This is a genomic window from Pseudomonas sp. R4-34-07, from assembly GCF_003852375.1.
GTDB lineage: Bacteria > Pseudomonadota > Gammaproteobacteria > Pseudomonadales > Pseudomonadaceae > Aquipseudomonas.
The window spans coordinates 3,506,971-3,521,884 of record NZ_CP027760.1; the positions used below are offsets into that span (position 1 = coordinate 3,506,971).

General features: G+C 61.1%; 12 protein-coding genes and 1 pseudogene. 1 reads left to right on the forward strand and 12 read right to left on the reverse strand.

Features of this window, described 5'->3' with window-relative positions; translation table 11 throughout:
* Nucleotides 1-7: 7 nt before the first annotated feature.
* From C4J85_RS16080 to C4J85_RS16130, 11 genes and pseudogenes are all read right to left on the reverse strand, one after another.
* Entirely contained in the window at nucleotides 8-1,147 is a 1,140-nt protein-coding gene (locus C4J85_RS16080) for a carboxylate-amine ligase (protein ID WP_124410200.1), read from the reverse strand.
* Nucleotides 1,148-1,153: 6 nt separating this feature from the next.
* Nucleotides 1,154-2,098, reverse strand: a complete 945-nt coding sequence (locus C4J85_RS16085; protein WP_124410201.1) for a class I SAM-dependent methyltransferase — start codon at nucleotides 2,096-2,098, stop codon at nucleotides 1,154-1,156.
* Between the two features lie 9 nt (nucleotides 2,099-2,107).
* The gene (locus C4J85_RS16090; RefSeq protein WP_124410202.1) at nucleotides 2,108-3,487 is read right to left on the reverse strand and encodes an iron-containing redox enzyme family protein; all 1,380 of its coding nucleotides are present in this window, start codon (nucleotides 3,485-3,487) and stop codon (nucleotides 2,108-2,110) included.
* Between the two features lie 165 nt (nucleotides 3,488-3,652).
* A pseudogene (locus C4J85_RS16095) lies at nucleotides 3,653-3,928 on the reverse strand (type II toxin-antitoxin system RelE/ParE family toxin).
* Entirely contained in the window at nucleotides 3,928-4,122 is a 195-nt protein-coding gene (locus C4J85_RS16100) for a stability determinant (protein WP_124407527.1), read from the reverse strand. The pseudogene C4J85_RS16095 and the gene C4J85_RS16100 overlap by 1 nt, the downstream one beginning before the upstream one ends.
* Nucleotides 4,123-4,497: 375 nt before the next feature.
* On the reverse strand, nucleotides 4,498-6,240 hold the full coding sequence (locus C4J85_RS16105) for an ABC transporter substrate-binding protein (RefSeq protein WP_124363236.1): 1,743 nt from the start codon (nucleotides 6,238-6,240) through the stop codon (nucleotides 4,498-4,500).
* 160 nt (nucleotides 6,241-6,400) lie between these two features.
* A complete protein-coding gene (locus C4J85_RS16110; RefSeq protein ID WP_124363237.1) occupies nucleotides 6,401-6,673 on the reverse strand; it encodes a DUF2160 domain-containing protein in 273 nt (90 codons plus the stop codon).
* 11 nt (nucleotides 6,674-6,684) lie between these two features.
* Nucleotides 6,685-7,485, reverse strand: a complete 801-nt coding sequence (locus C4J85_RS16115; RefSeq protein ID WP_003232361.1) for a carbohydrate ABC transporter permease — start codon at nucleotides 7,483-7,485, stop codon at nucleotides 6,685-6,687.
* Between the two features lie 10 nt (nucleotides 7,486-7,495).
* Nucleotides 7,496-8,362 carry a carbohydrate ABC transporter permease gene (locus C4J85_RS16120; protein ID WP_017527241.1) on the reverse strand — a complete coding sequence of 289 codons (867 nt, stop codon included), beginning with the start codon at nucleotides 8,360-8,362 and terminating at the stop codon, nucleotides 7,496-7,498.
* Nucleotides 8,359-9,456 carry an ABC transporter ATP-binding protein gene (locus C4J85_RS16125; RefSeq protein WP_124410203.1) on the reverse strand — a complete coding sequence of 366 codons (1,098 nt, stop codon included), beginning with the start codon at nucleotides 9,454-9,456 and terminating at the stop codon, nucleotides 8,359-8,361. The genes C4J85_RS16120 and C4J85_RS16125 overlap by 4 nt, the downstream gene beginning before the upstream one ends.
* Entirely contained in the window at nucleotides 9,456-10,550 is a 1,095-nt protein-coding gene (locus C4J85_RS16130) for an ABC transporter ATP-binding protein (protein WP_124363240.1), read from the reverse strand. Before C4J85_RS16130 ends, C4J85_RS16125 begins: the two co-directional genes overlap by 1 nt.
* Before the next feature lie 337 nt (nucleotides 10,551-10,887).
* On the opposite strand from C4J85_RS16130, the gene C4J85_RS16135 reads away from it, so the two are divergent.
* Entirely contained in the window at nucleotides 10,888-12,705 is a 1,818-nt protein-coding gene (locus tag C4J85_RS16135) for a sigma-54-dependent Fis family transcriptional regulator (RefSeq protein ID WP_124410204.1), read from the forward strand.
* A gap of 29 nt (nucleotides 12,706-12,734) precedes the next feature.
* On the opposite strand, the gene C4J85_RS16140 is transcribed toward C4J85_RS16135, so the two are convergent.
* Nucleotides 12,735-14,852 carry a TonB-dependent receptor domain-containing protein gene (locus C4J85_RS16140; RefSeq protein WP_124411200.1) on the reverse strand — a complete coding sequence of 706 codons (2,118 nt, stop codon included), beginning with the start codon at nucleotides 14,850-14,852 and terminating at the stop codon, nucleotides 12,735-12,737.
* Nucleotides 14,853-14,914 lie beyond the last annotated feature (62 nt).

Below are 14,914 nucleotides of genomic sequence, written 5' to 3' on the forward strand. Positions count from 1 at the left end.
TGTTCCCTCAACCTGCTGCGGCAACCGATAAATGGTCGCCGCGGCTCTGGGCCAGGAGCCCATCCACCACGCGGCGCAGGCCGCCCGACGCGTCGGCGCCCGCGCTGCGCGCCTGCGCGTACCAATGCAACTGCTCGCTTGCACTGTTACCGCGCCGCAGCAGCGTGTGCAGGCTGTCGAACAGCTGGCCTTCACCCAGGGCGTCGGCCGTGTCGGCGAACCTCTGGCAAGCGCGTTGCAACCACTGGTGCGCGCTGCAAAGGGCGCCTGAGGCGTCCAGCGCAAAGGTGCCGGCTGCGCCAAAGCGCTTGGCTTGCCAGCGGTTTTCCTTGAGCAGCCAACGCGTCTCGGGGGTGAAGCCCGCACCGGGCTGCCGCATCGCGCAGGCATGGCTGACCATCACCCGAAATAACGTCGCCAGGGCCAGGCCATCTTCCAGCCGCGGGCATGCATCGGTCATGCGCAGTTCAAGGGTGGGATAGCGCGCCGCCGGGCGAATGCCCCACCAGCCGTTGCCATCGGCTTCGATCGCGCCCATGCGCTGCAACATTGCCAAGTAGCGCTGGTACTCGTCCCAGTCGGCAAAATGCTCCGGCACACCCATGCGCGGCCACTCATCGCAAGCGGCCTGGCGGTAGCTCATGAACCCCGTGGGCGCACCGTTCCAGAAGGGTGAGGAGCAGCTGAACAACAGCAGTAACGGCAACCAGGGCGACACCTCGTTCATCACCGCGATGCGATCGACCCGTGCCGGTACCTCGACGTGCACGTGCAAGCCACACAACACACTGCGTCGCGCCACGTACTGCACGTCCTCGAATAACTGCCGGAAATGCCCGTGCTCGGTGGGCCGTTGCTCACGCCAATCGGCCAAGGGATGGCTGCCGGCGCACACCACGCCCAGGCCGAAGTCAGCCAAGGCCCGCGCCAGGTTGCGGCGCACCGTTGCCAGGTAGTGGGCCGCCTCTTCGCCGGAGTGAAACACCGGTGAGGCGGCCTCTATCTGGCCCTGGAACATTTCATGGGTAAAGCCCTCACCGATGGCTTCTCGGCAGGCCGCGATTACGGTTGCCGGGGGTGCGGCGAGCATCTGGCGCGTGTGCAGGTCAGTGATGAAATACTCCTCTTCGATACCGAAGGTGAGCATGAGCGTTCAGCGCAGGCGTGTGACGGTGAGTGCAACCACAGCGATCCGCTCGACGCGTTCATAACCGGGTTTATCGAGTTCTTCGCCGAAGACGTCGGGGTCCAGTTCACGGTAGGTCCAGCCATACGCATCGCTGGTCAGCAGCGGCTTGACCGCTTCCAGAAACGCATCGCCGCCCGCCACCATGGCCACGCCGGTATACAACACCAGGCTACCGCCAATGGCGAGGCGCGGGAGCGATTCGCTGACGATGCGCACCGACAGCTGTTCGCCCAACGCGCCACCACCGTGGCGATAGGCGCGCTGGCGGTCGTCATTCATGTACGGCGGGTTGGCGACGATCAGGTCGAATTCGCCGTCGACGCTGGCCAGCACGTCACTCTGGTACACACTGACATTCGCCAGGCCGGCCAGCTCGGCATTCACCGCAGTCAAGCGCAGCGCACGGGGATTGATATCCACCGCCAGCACCTCGGCGTCGTGCCGCGCATGGGCGATGACCAGCGCGCCGACACCCGCCCCGCAACCGATGTCCACTGCACGCTTGAGCGGTTCGAAACGCTGCTGCAGATGGGCTTGGATAACCTGGGCGAATCGATAGCTGTCCGGGCCGAAAAACACCGCGTCCGCCTCGACGGTGGGATAAGGCGAATGAGCGAACAACAGGTCATCCAGGCTCGACCAGCGCACGCTGCTGCGCCACAGCGCGTCGTGTTTTTCGATCACCTCGGCCTGCTGCAACTCGTCACGAAACGCCTCGGGCAACAGCTCGTTGTCAAACGGCATCGACCAGCCGAATACGTCACGCATATTCATCGCCAGCGGCGTGCCCAGGCGCCGGTACACGCGTTCGTGGGTCAGCGGCGTCGGCGTGATAAAACGGTAACCGCTCTCCTTCAAGCCTCGGCCGAGGTTCAGCAGGGCGCGGTCAGCCAGTTGTTGTGCAGACATGGAGTTTCCTTAGCGCAGGCGTGCGCGCAGTTGGATAAAGCGGCGGGTGGCGTACAACCCTGCGGGACTGCAGTGGCGTCGCGCTGACATCCACGGGATCAGCGCGGTGAGCTGCTGGTCATCGGGCAAGTTCCATAACGAATCCACCAGGGCCTGGGTGTCAGGATCCGCAGGGCGATGCTGCTCGCGGGAGAAACGGCTGCCACGGCCCGGACGAACCGACGGCACGCGCTGGCTGCTGATCCAGTCACCGGCGATCCAGTCATGCAGCACCTGTTTTTCATAACCGCTGAACACGCCGAACATCGCCGCTCCCGCCCCCTCGATCAACTGCCAGAAGCGGCTCTCGGCGGGGTCCTGGTTGCGTTTGATCCAGCCCTTGTCTTCCATCGCCCGGAGAAAATCCCCGATCTGGCCGGGCTTGGCCAGCCATTGGTTGACGGTTTTGCCTTCGAAGCGGCAGTAGTCCGAATGCATGTGCTGGCCAAAGGTGCGCTTGCGTTCAAGCATGGCCACCACTTCGTCCTGCAGATCGAAATCTGCGATGACCGCCGTGGTGCCTGGGCCAAGGTCGTTGAGGCGATACCCGGCCGCGACGCGACGGTAGAACGCCTCCCTGCCCTCGCCCAGCGGCAGCAGGTTCAACACCGATTGCGCGGCTTTGCTGGCGTGGCCGCTGCTGGCGTTGTCGATGGTCACGTGGAGGGTGAAGTAATAGGGGTCGATGCCCAGCTCACTGAGTTCGTATGACGTAATCAGCAGGTGCAGTGGCAACTGTTCGTAACCCAGGTTGTAACCGATGACTTCCGGCAGGAACTCGTCGGCGCACAGGCCCAGGGCCAGTTGCAGGGCGCCTTGCAGATAGTGGCCATCCTCAAGCCCGGCCTCGCTGTCGGCATCGTGCTCACTGAGCAGCTTGCGATAGATCACCACGTGGTTCTGCGCCGCTTCGCCGTCGCCCAACTCTTCGAGGTAGGTGGTCAGCAGGCCGTCGAAACGCTGGTCCTGCCAATAGCGCAGCAGGCCGTAGAGCCAGGCGCCGTCGACCTGTTTGGTCGGGGCCACGCGCTGCAGCACATACAACGCGTGCGCCTTGTTCTGGAAATAGCGACGCGGCCGGCCCTGCTGGCGTTGCTCCAGATACTCGGCATAGGCCTGGGCCACGGCGGCGCAACGCTGTTCGACCCAGGCCAGCAACTGCTCGGGCACTTCGGGCAGGTCGCAGGCGGTGCTTTCCACGTGCGCCAGTTGATCCTGCAGGTAGTCACGCGCCAATGCCGCCGCGCCTGGAGCTTCGCCATACAGCTGTTGATACACCCGTTGATGCCGGCCAGGGGCCGAGTCGGTGAGAGAGGCCGGTTGGCCCGACAGCGCAGTGAGGAGTGTCATGGTGGCAGTTTCCGCAAAGTCCGTTACAACGGGCCACCCTGCAAGGCGGCCCCGCAAAAGCGCTTCAAACCACACGCTTATGGAATGCAGAGCATCGGAATGTGCAGAAAATTCAAATGAGGTTGTAAAAGGGGGGATAAGCGGTCGCGATTTCTCCGGAGAGCGTCACGGGTATTCCTGCCGGGCGTGCAATACGTTGACGATCTCGATCCGCTCTGCGGTCACTCGATACACCAACACATAATTCGGGTGAACGACGACCTCGCGAGTCCCCGGCACACGACCATTTGGATACAAGTAAGGATGTTCTGTCAGTGGTAAAGGCGCACCTTCAAGGCGAATCTTGAGGCGTCGTGCAGCACCAGGATTTTATGCTGCGATAAAAGTCACGATTTCAATCAGGTCGCTGATGGCTTCATCAAGCCAAACAACGGACAACATCAGGCTTTCGCCCTCTGTTGACGCTCCGCTTCCTGAATGATCGCTTCAACCCTCGCCATGACTTCATCATGGGGCACACCGGGGCCAGGATTGTTCAGGCTTTTTTCGACTTTTTTACGAAACCAGAGATCATGGCTACTCGCCTGCTCTTCGGTTTCAAACTCCGAAACAATTGGGGAAAGTGGAACTGCCATCAGGTCACCTCCTGGATGAATGCTCAGCAGTTTAGCCGCAACCCGGGAAGCTGTCTTGAACCACCAGATGAAATGCAGGCGAGCATACCCGCAAGATGAAAAATGGCACACACGGTTCCGTTCTGTCCCAAGTGATGTGGGAGGGGGCAAGCCCTAATGCCGGTCAGTTAAGAAGTAGCAGGAGCGAGAACTAACTTGTGGCGAGGGAGCTTGCTCCCGCTGGGGCGCGAAGCGGCCCCAAACAATGGGATTGCTGCGCAGTCCAGCGGGAGCAAGCTCCCTCGCCACAGGTTCGGTGTCGCCTTAACTGACTGGCATTAGGGCAAGCCCCCTCCCACACTGGTACTCAGCGCATCCAGGGTTGTCGTAGCCCTATTATTTACGCGCCGCCTCCCACTGCTTGAGCAGGTCGTTGTAGTTCACGGTCTCGCCTTTAGGCTTCTCGTTCGCCAGTTTCGGCTTCGGTGCGCCTGGCTGGTCGAACCAGTATTGCGCGTCACGCTCGGGGTTCATTTTCGGGCCGCACACCGGTTGCACTTTGGAGCGCTCCAGGCGCGTCATGATTGCGTCCTGTTCCTTGGCCAGGTTGTCCAGGGCCTGTTGCGGGGTTTTCTCGCCGCTGGCGGCGGCCGCGATGTTGCTCCACCACAGTTGCGCCAGGCGTGGGTAGTCCGGCACGTTGGTGCCGGTCGGCGACCACTCGGTGCGGGCCGGGCTGCGGTAGAACTCCACCAGGCCGCCGAGTTTGGGGGCCATGTCGGTCATGGCCTGGGAGTTGATATCGGACTCACGAATTGGCGTCAGGCCAACGATGGTTTTCTTCAACGACACGGTTTTCGAGGTCACGAACTGCGCGTAGAGCCAGGCCGCGAGTTTTTGCTTCTCGGGCGTCGACTTGAGGAAGGTCCAGGAACCTACGTCCTGATAGCCCTTTTTCATGCCCTTTTCCCAATAAGGTCCGACCGGTGACGGCGCCATGCGCCATTTAGGCGTACCGTCGGCATTCACCACCGGCAGGCCCGGCTTGACCATGTCGGCGGTAAACGCGGTGTACCAGAAGATTTGTTGGGCGATGTTGCCCTGGGATGGCACCGGGCCGGATTCGGAGAAGGTCATGCCCGCCGCTTCCGGTGGCGCGTAGGCTTTCATCCAGTCCACGTATTTCTGCGTGGCAAAAACAGCGGCCGGGCCGTTGGTATCACCGCCGCGAGTGACGCTGGAGCCCACCGGGTGGCAGTCCTCCACGCGAATGCCCCACTCGTCCACCGGCAAGCCGTTGGGCAAGCCCTTGTCGCCGCCGCCGGCCATGGAGAACCAGGCATCGGTGAAGCGCCAGCCCAGGGATGGGTCTTTCTTGCCGTAGTCCATGTGCCCGTAAATGCGCTTGCCGTCGATTTCCTTGACGTCTTCGCTGAAGAATTTGGCGATGTCTTCATAGGCCGACCAGTTCACCGGCACGCCGAGGTCATAGCCGTACTTTTCCTTGAACTTGGCTTTCAGCTCCGGACGCTCGAACCAGTCGGCGCGGAACCAATAAAGGTTGGCGAACTGCTGGTCGGGCAGCTGGTAAATCTTGCCGTCCGGGGCAGTGGTGAAGGACAGGCCGATAAAGTCCTTGAGGTCCAGGGTTGGCGAGGTGAAATCCTTACCTTCGTTGGCCATCAGGTCAGTGATGGACTCGGTCTTGCCGTAGCGAAAGTGCGTACCGATCAGGTCCGAGTCGTTGACCCAGCCGTCGTAGATATTCTTGTCGGACTGCATCTGGGTTTGCAGCTTTTCCACCACGTCGCCTTCTTGCAGCAGGTCGTGGGTCAGCTTGATCCCGGTGATTTCGCTGAAGGCCTTGGCCAGAACCTTGGATTCATACTCGTGGGTGGTGAGGGTTTCCGACACCACGTTGATCTTCATCCCACGGAACGGCTCCGAGGCCTTGATAAACCACTTCAATTCCTCCAATTGCTGTTCGGCCGTGAGGGTGGACGGCTTGAACTCGCTGCCGATCCATTTTTTCGCGGCATCTTCATACGCATCGGCCCAGGCCGTAGCGCTCAAACCACTGAGGGCCAGTACGGCGGCCAATGAAATGCTATGTCGCAGCTTATTGTTTTTATTCAACATAGAGACCTCCTGGTTATTTTCAGACGGGACTCGCAGACACCCCTCTCTTGTAGGAGCGAGCTTGGTCGCGAAAAACTCAAAGACACCGCGGGCTACCAGGAACACCGCGTTATCGTTGACGATTTTCGCGAGCAAGCTCGCTCCTACAGGGTGTGCACACCTAGCCCCAGCGCATCACACTCAACAGCCACACCAGGGACAGCGCAGTCGCCACCCAGATGCTCCAGCCGGTGGCGCCGATTACCAGCAAATGCAGGTAGGCGCTGCCGAGAAGACCGATAAACAAGCGATCACCACGGGTGGTGCTGATCGGCAGAAAACCACGCCGAGGGATACTCGGCGCGCGCAACTCCCAGGTGGTCATGCCCGCCAGAATCAGCGCGATGCCGCCAAAGAACAGTGCAGTCGGGGTGGTCCAGGCCATCCATTCCATCATCGATTCCTCTAGACCCGGCCCAGGGCAAAGCCCTTGGCCACGTGGTTACGAACAAACCAGATCACCAGCATGCCCGGCAGGATGGTCAACACCCCCGCCGCCGCCAGCACGCCCCAGTCGATACCCGAGGCCGACACCGTGCGGGTCATCACCGCCGCGATAGGCTTGGCATTGACTGAGGTCAAGGTGCGCGCCAGCAACAGTTCGACCCAGGAAAACATGAAGCAGAAAAACGCGGTGACGCCGATACCGGAGCCAATCAACGGGATGAAAATCTTCACGAAGAACTTGGGGAACGAGTAGCCATCGATGTAGGCGGTTTCGTCGATTTCCTTGGGCACCCCGGACATGAAACCTTCCAGGATCCACACCGCCAGCGGCACGTTGAACAAACAATGCGCGAGCGCAACCGCGATATGCGTGTCAAACAGGCCGATGGACGAATACAGCTGGAAAAACGGCAGCAGAAACACTGCCGGCGGTGCCATGCGGTTGGTCAGCAGCCAGAAGAACAGGTGCTTGTCGCCCAGGAAACGGTAGCGCGAAAACGCGTAGGCCGCCGGCAATGCCACGCTCAGGGAAATCACCGTGTTCAAGCTCACGTAGTACAGCGAGTTGAGGTAGCCGGTGTACCAGCTGGGGTCGGTGAAGATCACCTTGTAGTTGGCCAGGGTGAAATCCTGCGGAAACAGGGTCAGTCCGCCGAGGATTTCGGTGTTGCTCTTGAACGACATGTTCAGCAGCCAGTAGATCGGCACCAGCAGGAACAGGATGTAGATCAAAAGCGGTATTAGCTTGCGCTTGCTCATGTTGGCGGCCTCAGCGGTTGGCGTCGGAGTGGGTCATGGCGGTGTAGAACAGCCAGGACACCAACAGGATGATCAGGAAGTACACCAGCGAAAACGCCGCCGCCGGGCCGAGATCGAATTGGCCTACGGCCATCTGGGTCAAGGTCTGACTCAGAAAGGTGGTGGCATTGCCCGGCCCGCCACCGGTCAGTACGAACGGCTCGGTGTAGATCATGAAACTGTCCATGAAGCGCAGCATCACCGCGATCAACAGCACGCTTTTCATCTTGGGCAACTGGATGTGTCGGAAAACCGCCCAGGCCGACGCCCGATCGATGCGCGCAGCCTGGTAGTACACGTCCGGGATCGCCCGCAGCCCCGAATAGCACAGCAACGCCACCAGGGAAGTCCAGTGCCACACGTCCATCACCAGCACGGTGACCCAGGCATCCATGGTGTTCGCCGCATAGTTATAGCTGATACCCAGGGCGTTGAGGCTGTAACCGAGCAGGCCGATATCGGCGCGACCGAAAATCTGCCAGATGGTGCCGACGACGTTCCACGGAATCAGCAAGGGAATCGCCAGCACGATCAACACCAGCGACGACCAGCGCCCCTTGGTCGGCATGGTCAGGGCGATGGCGATGCCCAGCGGGATTTCAATCAGCAGCACACAGGCTGAATAGATGAACTGGCGCAGCAGCGAGTCATGCAGGCGCGGGTCGAGCAGCACCTGTTTGTACCAGTCGGCACCGACGAAGTAGCGGCTGGACTGGTCGAAAATATCCTGCACCGAGTAGTTGACCACGGTCATCATCGGAATCACGGCACTGAACGCCACCAGCAGGAACACCGGCAATACCAGCCACCAGGCCTTGTTGTTCTGCACCTTGTTCATGGCAGTTCCTCCAGCAGGTAATCGTCGGCGTAGAGCATCAGCCATTGCGCGGGGAAGCTGATGCAGGCGCGGCCTTCGGGCACCGGTTTGTCTTCAGCCAGGCGCACTTTGAGGGTGGCACCGTCGAGGTTGAGGGTCATGATTTTGTAGGTGCCGAGGTCTTCCAGATGTGTGACTTCGGCCTGCAAGGCGTCAGGGCTATGCTCGTCCCACACATGGATGAATTCCGGGCGAATGCCCACCTGAAGCTTTTTGTAATCGGTGGCAGCGAGGCGTTGCTGCAATGCCTCGGACAACGGCAACGACGTGTCGGCAAACCGCACGCCACCCGCCTCGGCCTGCACCTCGATCAGATTCATCCCAGGGCTGCCGATGAAATAACCGACAAAGGTGTGGCTCGGCCGCTCGAACAACTCGCGCGGCGTGCCGAACTGCACGATCTGCCCGCCGTACATCACGGCGATTTTATCGGCGAAGGTGGATGCCTCGAGCTGGTCGTGGGTGACGTAGACCATGGTGATGTTGAACTGCTCGTGAATCTGCTTGAGCTTGCGCCGCAGTTTCCACTTCAGGTGCGGGTCGATCACCGTCAGCGGTTCATCGAACAGGATCGCCGACACGTCGTCGCGCACCAGGCCACGGCCCATGGAGACTTTCTGTTTTTCGTCGGCGGTGAGGTTGCGGGCTTTTTTGCTCAACAGGTTTTGCAGGTCGAGAACCTCGGCAATTTCCTGCACCTTGCTGTGAATTTTCGCCTCGGCCATGCCTTGGTTGCGCAAGGGAAACGCCAGGTTATCGAACACTGTCATGGTGTCGTACACCACCGGAAACTGAAACACCTGGGCGATATTGCGCTTTTCCGGGGTGAGGTCGTTGACCACTTGGGTATCGAACAACACCTGGCCCTCGGACGGGCTGAGCAGGCCGGAAATGATGTTGAGCAAGGTCGACTTGCCGCAGCCCGACGGCCCGAGCAAGGCGTAGGCTCCGCCCTGCTCCCACACATGGTTCATTTCCCGGATGGCGTAATCCTCAGGACCGCTCGGGGTCGCGCTGTAGCTGTGCGCCAGGTTCTGCAAATGGATCTCGGCCATCAGGCAACCCTCGCGACACGGCGCCCGGGGGCCTGGACCAAACGTCCCTGGCCATCGAACACAAACAGTTTATGGGTGGGGATGTACACGCGGATCGGCGCATCGACGTCGTACTCGTGCACCCCCGGCAGGTGCAACACCAGCAGGAAGTGTTCGCTGCGCACATGCAGGAAGGTTTCCGAACCGCTGATCTCGGCGACTTCCACGGTCACCGCCAGTTCCAGGTCATCGTCGTTGCTCGGCACCAGGCTGATATGGCTGGGGCGCACGCCAAAGCGGAACTCACCTTCGCCGATGGGGCGCAGGTCGACATTGAGCGGGAAATGCACGAAGTTGGCGAAACTCACTTCGTTGCCACTGATGCGCCCCGGCATCAGGTTGATCGGTGGCTCGGAAAACAACTCGGCCGCTAATACACTTTGTGGCTGGTGATAGACCTCGGCGGCCTTGCCGCTCTGGATCACCCGGCCTTCATGCAGGATGGTGGTGGTACCGCCCAGCGCCAGGGCTTCGTTCGGCTCGGTGGTGGCGTAGATGGCGATGGTGTGGCGCGCCTTGAACAGTTCGCGCATTTCCTGGCGCAACTCTTCGCGCAACTTGTAATCCAGGTTGACCAACGGTTCATCGAACAGGATCAGCTCGGCGTCCTTCACCAACGCCCGGGCCATGGCCGTACGCTGCTGCTGGCCACCGGACAGTTCCAGCGGGTGGCGCTGCAGGAATTTCTCGATGCGCAGCATCCGCGCCGTTTCCAGCACCTTGCTCTGGATCAGCTCGTTGGACACACCGGCCTGGCGCAAAGGCGAGGCGATGTTCTCGAACACGGTCATGGTCGGATAGTTGATGAACTGCTGATACACCATCGACACGTTGCGCAGGCGCACCGGCTTTTGCGTGACATCCACACCGTTCATCAGGATGCGACCGCTGTCGGGCTTGTCCAGGCCAGCCATCAGACGCATCAAACTGGTCTTGCCGGACAGGGTGCGGCCGAGCAACACATTGAAGGAGCCCGCCTCGAAGCGCAGGTTGGCGTCGTCGATCCAGGTTTGACCTTCGACAACGCGGGAGACATGTTCCAGGGTCAATGACATGACACGACCTTTTTATTATTGGAATGAATCTGGCCAGTTATCAGAGCGAGTTTCGTGCCAGAAATGGCAGGTGGTTGATGCATAAGGAAATGGGTCAATCTGGATGTTCAGGAATGAACACCCTGGCTGAACAAATGAACACTGAGGGGGTTGACAATGAACAGTTCTGAACAACACTGATCAGACTGTGGGAGGGGGCTTGCTCCCGATAGCGGTATATCAGTAAAAGAAATGCTGACTGACACACCGCTATCGGGAGCAAGCCCCCTCCCACATGGGTCTGGTTACATCCGTTAGATTGTGCACACTCAATAACAATAAAAATGAAGGTCAATACATGGCCGAACCACTGACTCACGACACCATCATCCAGGACTCCTGGCGCCGTTGCCGCGCGTTCGGCCTGGATCACCAGAGCGTCCCCAGCTTCGACCAACTGCCCGCCGAGGGTATTCGGCAGTTGTTGGAGAGTCAGCATTCATTGGTGCAGACCACCCATCAGGAAGTGCTGCCCTACTACGAGAACATCCTGAGCAATTCCAACTGCCTGATCATGCTGGCCGACAACCAGGGCCAGGTCCTGACGTCGTGGGGTACCCAGCGCTTTATCGAGCCCGGGCTGGCCCGTGGTTTCAGCGCGGGCGCCAGCTGGATGGAACGCGCCAGCGGCACCAACGCCATCGGCACCGCGTTGGCCTGTGCCCAGGCGGTGCATATCGAGCACGACGAGCACTTCCTGAAGGCCAACCGCTTCATGACCGGTTCGGCGGCGCCGATTTTCGACGCACAACGCGAAATCATCGCGGTGCTGGATGTCTCCAGCGACAGCTACCTGCCACCCTCCCACACCCTGGGCATGGTCAAGATGATGAGCCAGACCGTGGAAAACCGGCTGATCCTCAACCTGTTTCGCGGCGAGCATTTCCAGCTGACGTTCAACACCGGCCTGAGCAACCTCGACAGCCAGTGGGCAGGCCTGCTGATTTTTGATGAAAGCGGCCAGGTGCTGTCGGCCAACCGGCGCGCGGACAACCTGCTGGGGATCAGCTTGTCGAGGGTGATGATCGACAGCTTGTTCAAGGTGTCGCTGCTGGAGTTGTTGAATCAGCCGGAGGGGCTGGCGTTTTCCCTGCAAGCAGCGGGACGCAATCGCTTCCAATGCCTGCTCAAGCGCCCCAGGCAGACGCCGGTACAGGCGCGGATGTTCAATGAACCGGCGCCTGCGAAGCCGAGCGCCGTGAGCCTCACCACCCTGCATTTTGGCGACGCACGCGTGGAGAAAGCCGTGCGCCAGGCCGAGCGCCTGCTGGAGAAGGACATTCCGTTGTTGATCCACGGCGAGACAGGGGTGGGCAAAGAGGTCTTCGTCAAAGCCTTGCACCAGGCCAGTTCCCGTAGCCGCCAGGCATTGATCGCGGTGAACTGTGCGGCGATTCCGGCTGAGCTAGTGGAATCGGAACTGTTCGGCTATGAAAAAGGCGCGTTCACCGGCGCCAATCAAAAGGGCAGCATCGGCCTGATCCGCAAGGCCGACAAGGGCACGCTGTTTCTCGATGAGATCGGCGATATGCCTCTTCCTACCCAGGCGCGACTGTTGCGGGTACTGCAGGAGCGCTGCGTGCAACCGGTGGGCAGCAGTGAGGTGTTCCCGGTGGACTTGCGCATCATCTCGGCGACCAACCGCGCGCTACGGGAGCTGGTGCATGCCGGGCGTTTTCGGGAGGATTTGTATTACCGCATTGGTGGCCTGACCCTGGAACTGCCGCCGTTGCGCGAGCGCAGCGACAAGCAGGCGTTGTTCCAGCAACTGTGGCAGCGACACCGCGACCCCACGCAGTGGGCCGGCCTGAGCGCCGAGGTACTGAAGCTGTTCGAACAGCATCCATGGCCGGGCAATCTGCGCCAGGTCAGCAGTGTGTTGCAGGTGGCATTGGCGATGGCTGAGGAACAGCCGATCCGCCCGGAGCATCTGCCCGATGACTTTTTTGTGGATTTGCAGGGGCCGATACCGCAGCCCGCCAGCGAGCGACTGGATGACAGCATTGACCTGACGCAACGCTTGAAGGCGGCAGGCGGCAACATATCGCACCTCGCCCGCGAACTCGGGGTGAGCCGCAATACCCTGTATAAGCGCCTGCGCCAGAGCGAAGGCTGAACGGGCGCGTCAGTCAGCCAGATGCCGCTTCAGCGCCAACGCCACGACACGCCGGTATAGAGGCCCCGGCCATCGGCCGGTGTGGAGCGCGCGACATCCAGGCCTTTGTCGTCATAGCCCGGGGTAACGGTGTTGGCATAACGCCGGTTGGTCAGGTTGCGCAGATCGACCCAGGCCTGCCAATCCTGCTTGGGCGCGTCAAAGCCAAACGTGGCGCCCAGGGTGGTGTAGGCGGCGGCGTAGTAAGAGTTGGCGTAGTCCACCGCCACCCGCGAGGCGTGCTCGGTGTTGAGGCTGGTGTAGAAACCGCTCGGATGGCTGTAGCGCAACTGCGCCTGGTAATAGTGCTTGGGAATGCCCGGCAAGGTGTTGTCACCGAAACGCTCGTCATCGCGGTAGTGGAAATCACTGAAGGTGTAGGCTTGGCGCAGCGCAAGCTGGCCGTTGCGACCGCCCTCCCACAGCGGGCTGAGCAGGCTCAGTTCCACGCCCTGATGCACGGTGGGGCTGGCGTTGGCTTCGGCGACGATGGCATTGCTGGTTGCGGTCTGGGCCTGGGTTTCCACGGTCAACAGCTCGTGGCGAACTTCCGAGCGGTAGAGCGCCAGGTCCCACTGGCCGAGCCACGCCTTACCGCGGCCACCGACTTCCAGTGTCGTCGCCGTCTGATTGCGCAACTTCACGCCTTCGCGCTGCAAGCCGGTGGCCGCGCCACTGCCGGTACCAAAGTATTTGTTGGAACCCCAGATCATAGACCAGGCGTGCGGCGGCTCCACCGAGCGGCTCAGGTTGGTGTACACCTGCAATTGCGGGGTGAAGTCATAGCGCAGGCCAATGCGTGGCGCGTAGTCCCAATCGTGCTGGCTGGTCGGGGCCTGGCCGTCTGGATAGGTGACCTGGGTTTCGCGGCGGGTATAGATCGCGGCCAGGCCGCTGGTCAGCCATAGGTCAGGCACCAGCTCCAGTTCGTTGCCGATATGCAGCACGGTGTCGGAACCCAGGTAGGTGTAGTCACGGGTCTTGGTGCCCGGAGCGTAGCCGGCCGTATTGCCCGCCGGGGTGCGCACGTACTCCGAGGCGCCGTTGTTCGGCATCGCCTGGGTGGTGCGCAGGCCGAGCGTGGTTTTGCTGTCGTGGCCGAACAGGCTGTCCTGGCGAATGTAATTGAGGGTGCCGCTGATGTCGGTGTAGGCGACTTTCAGGCGGTTGGTGCCTTCGCGCAGGTCCATCGGGTAGTCGTGATAAGCCAGCCCGACTTCGACGCGCGAAGCGTCATCCAATTGCAAGGTGGTCTTGTTCGCAATCCAGGTGGAACCCGGTTGCAAGCGCTTGGAATCGCGGGCGGCGTTGAGGCTGTTGGCGGCACGCGGGTCATGGCTGATTTGGTAACGGGTGAGCTTGCCCGGTGTGTCGTTGGTGGTTTCGCGGTAGCGAAAATAGAAGCGCGTTTCCAGGTCCGGGTTGAAGCGATAGCCAAAGTTGGCCGCGACGCCCTTGCCGGTGCCGGCGCTCTGGTGCTGATAACCGTCGGACGCAGAATCGGTGAGGCTGATGTAGTAATCGGCATCCCCGAGCACCTGGCCGGAACTGATCTCGCGCTGGGCGTAACCATGGCTGCCCGCCTCATAGCGCAGTTGCAGTTTGGGCGCATCAAGACCGGTGCGGCTGACATAGTTGACCGCGCCGCCCAGGGCCAACGCGCCCCGATCGAAGCCATTGGCGCCGCGCAGCACTTCTACCCGGCTTTGCCAAAGCGGGTCCTTGAGCTCATAGGGCGTGCCGCCGGGACCGGTGAGCGGCAGGCCGTCGAACATTTCGTACAGCCCGGACGCATGGGCACCGGGGCTGCGGTTCAAGCCCGAACCGCGAATGGACAGCTTGACCCCTTCATTGTTCGCCGCCTTGGCGTATACCCCGGCCTGGTACTTGAAGACATCCTCGTTGGAGCTCACCCGGCCCTGTTGCACGCTGTCCATGTCAATGAAATTAGTGCCACCGGGCACGCTTTTGAGCTGCGCCTGGGCGATATCGCCGGCGCTGACTTCAGAGGCAGTGACTTCGACCGGCGCCAATTGCAGGTCTTCGGCCTGTACCTGGGAACTGAGGGTCAGGGCGGCGAACAGTAGCGCAGGGTGTCGCAACAGCATGGGCAGGTCCTTGGAATACGGGGGCGTGGACGGCAGCGCCGGCACGCGAACAGTCATGGGAA

Coding starts and splice junctions, on each gene's coding strand:
- C4J85_RS16120 (WP_017527241.1), bottom strand. CDS start 8,362: ATGAACAAGGTGCAGAACAACAAGGCCTGGTGGCTGGTATTGCCGGTG.
- C4J85_RS16130 (WP_124363240.1), bottom strand. CDS start 10,550: ATGTCATTGACCCTGGAACATGTCTCCCGCGTTGTCGAAGGTCAAACC.
- C4J85_RS16115 (WP_003232361.1), bottom strand. CDS start 7,485: ATGAGCAAGCGCAAGCTAATACCGCTTTTGATCTACATCCTGTTCCTG.
- C4J85_RS16100 (WP_124407527.1), bottom strand. CDS start 4,122: ATGGCAGTTCCACTTTCCCCAATTGTTTCGGAGTTTGAAACCGAAGAG.
- C4J85_RS16110 (WP_124363237.1), bottom strand. CDS start 6,673: ATGGAATGGATGGCCTGGACCACCCCGACTGCACTGTTCTTTGGCGGC.
- C4J85_RS16125 (WP_124410203.1), bottom strand. CDS start 9,456: ATGGCCGAGATCCATTTGCAGAACCTGGCGCACAGCTACAGCGCGACC.
- C4J85_RS16090 (WP_124410202.1), bottom strand. CDS start 3,487: ATGACACTCCTCACTGCGCTGTCGGGCCAACCGGCCTCTCTCACCGAC.
- C4J85_RS16085 (WP_124410201.1), bottom strand. CDS start 2,098: ATGTCTGCACAACAACTGGCTGACCGCGCCCTGCTGAACCTCGGCCGA.
- C4J85_RS16080 (WP_124410200.1), bottom strand. CDS start 1,147: ATGCTCACCTTCGGTATCGAAGAGGAGTATTTCATCACTGACCTGCAC.
- C4J85_RS16135 (WP_124410204.1), top strand. CDS start 10,888: ATGGCCGAACCACTGACTCACGACACCATCATCCAGGACTCCTGGCGC.
- C4J85_RS16105 (WP_124363236.1), bottom strand. CDS start 6,240: ATGTTGAATAAAAACAATAAGCTGCGACATAGCATTTCATTGGCCGCC.
- C4J85_RS16140 (WP_124411200.1), bottom strand. CDS start 14,852: ATGCTGTTGCGACACCCTGCGCTACTGTTCGCCGCCCTGACCCTCAGT.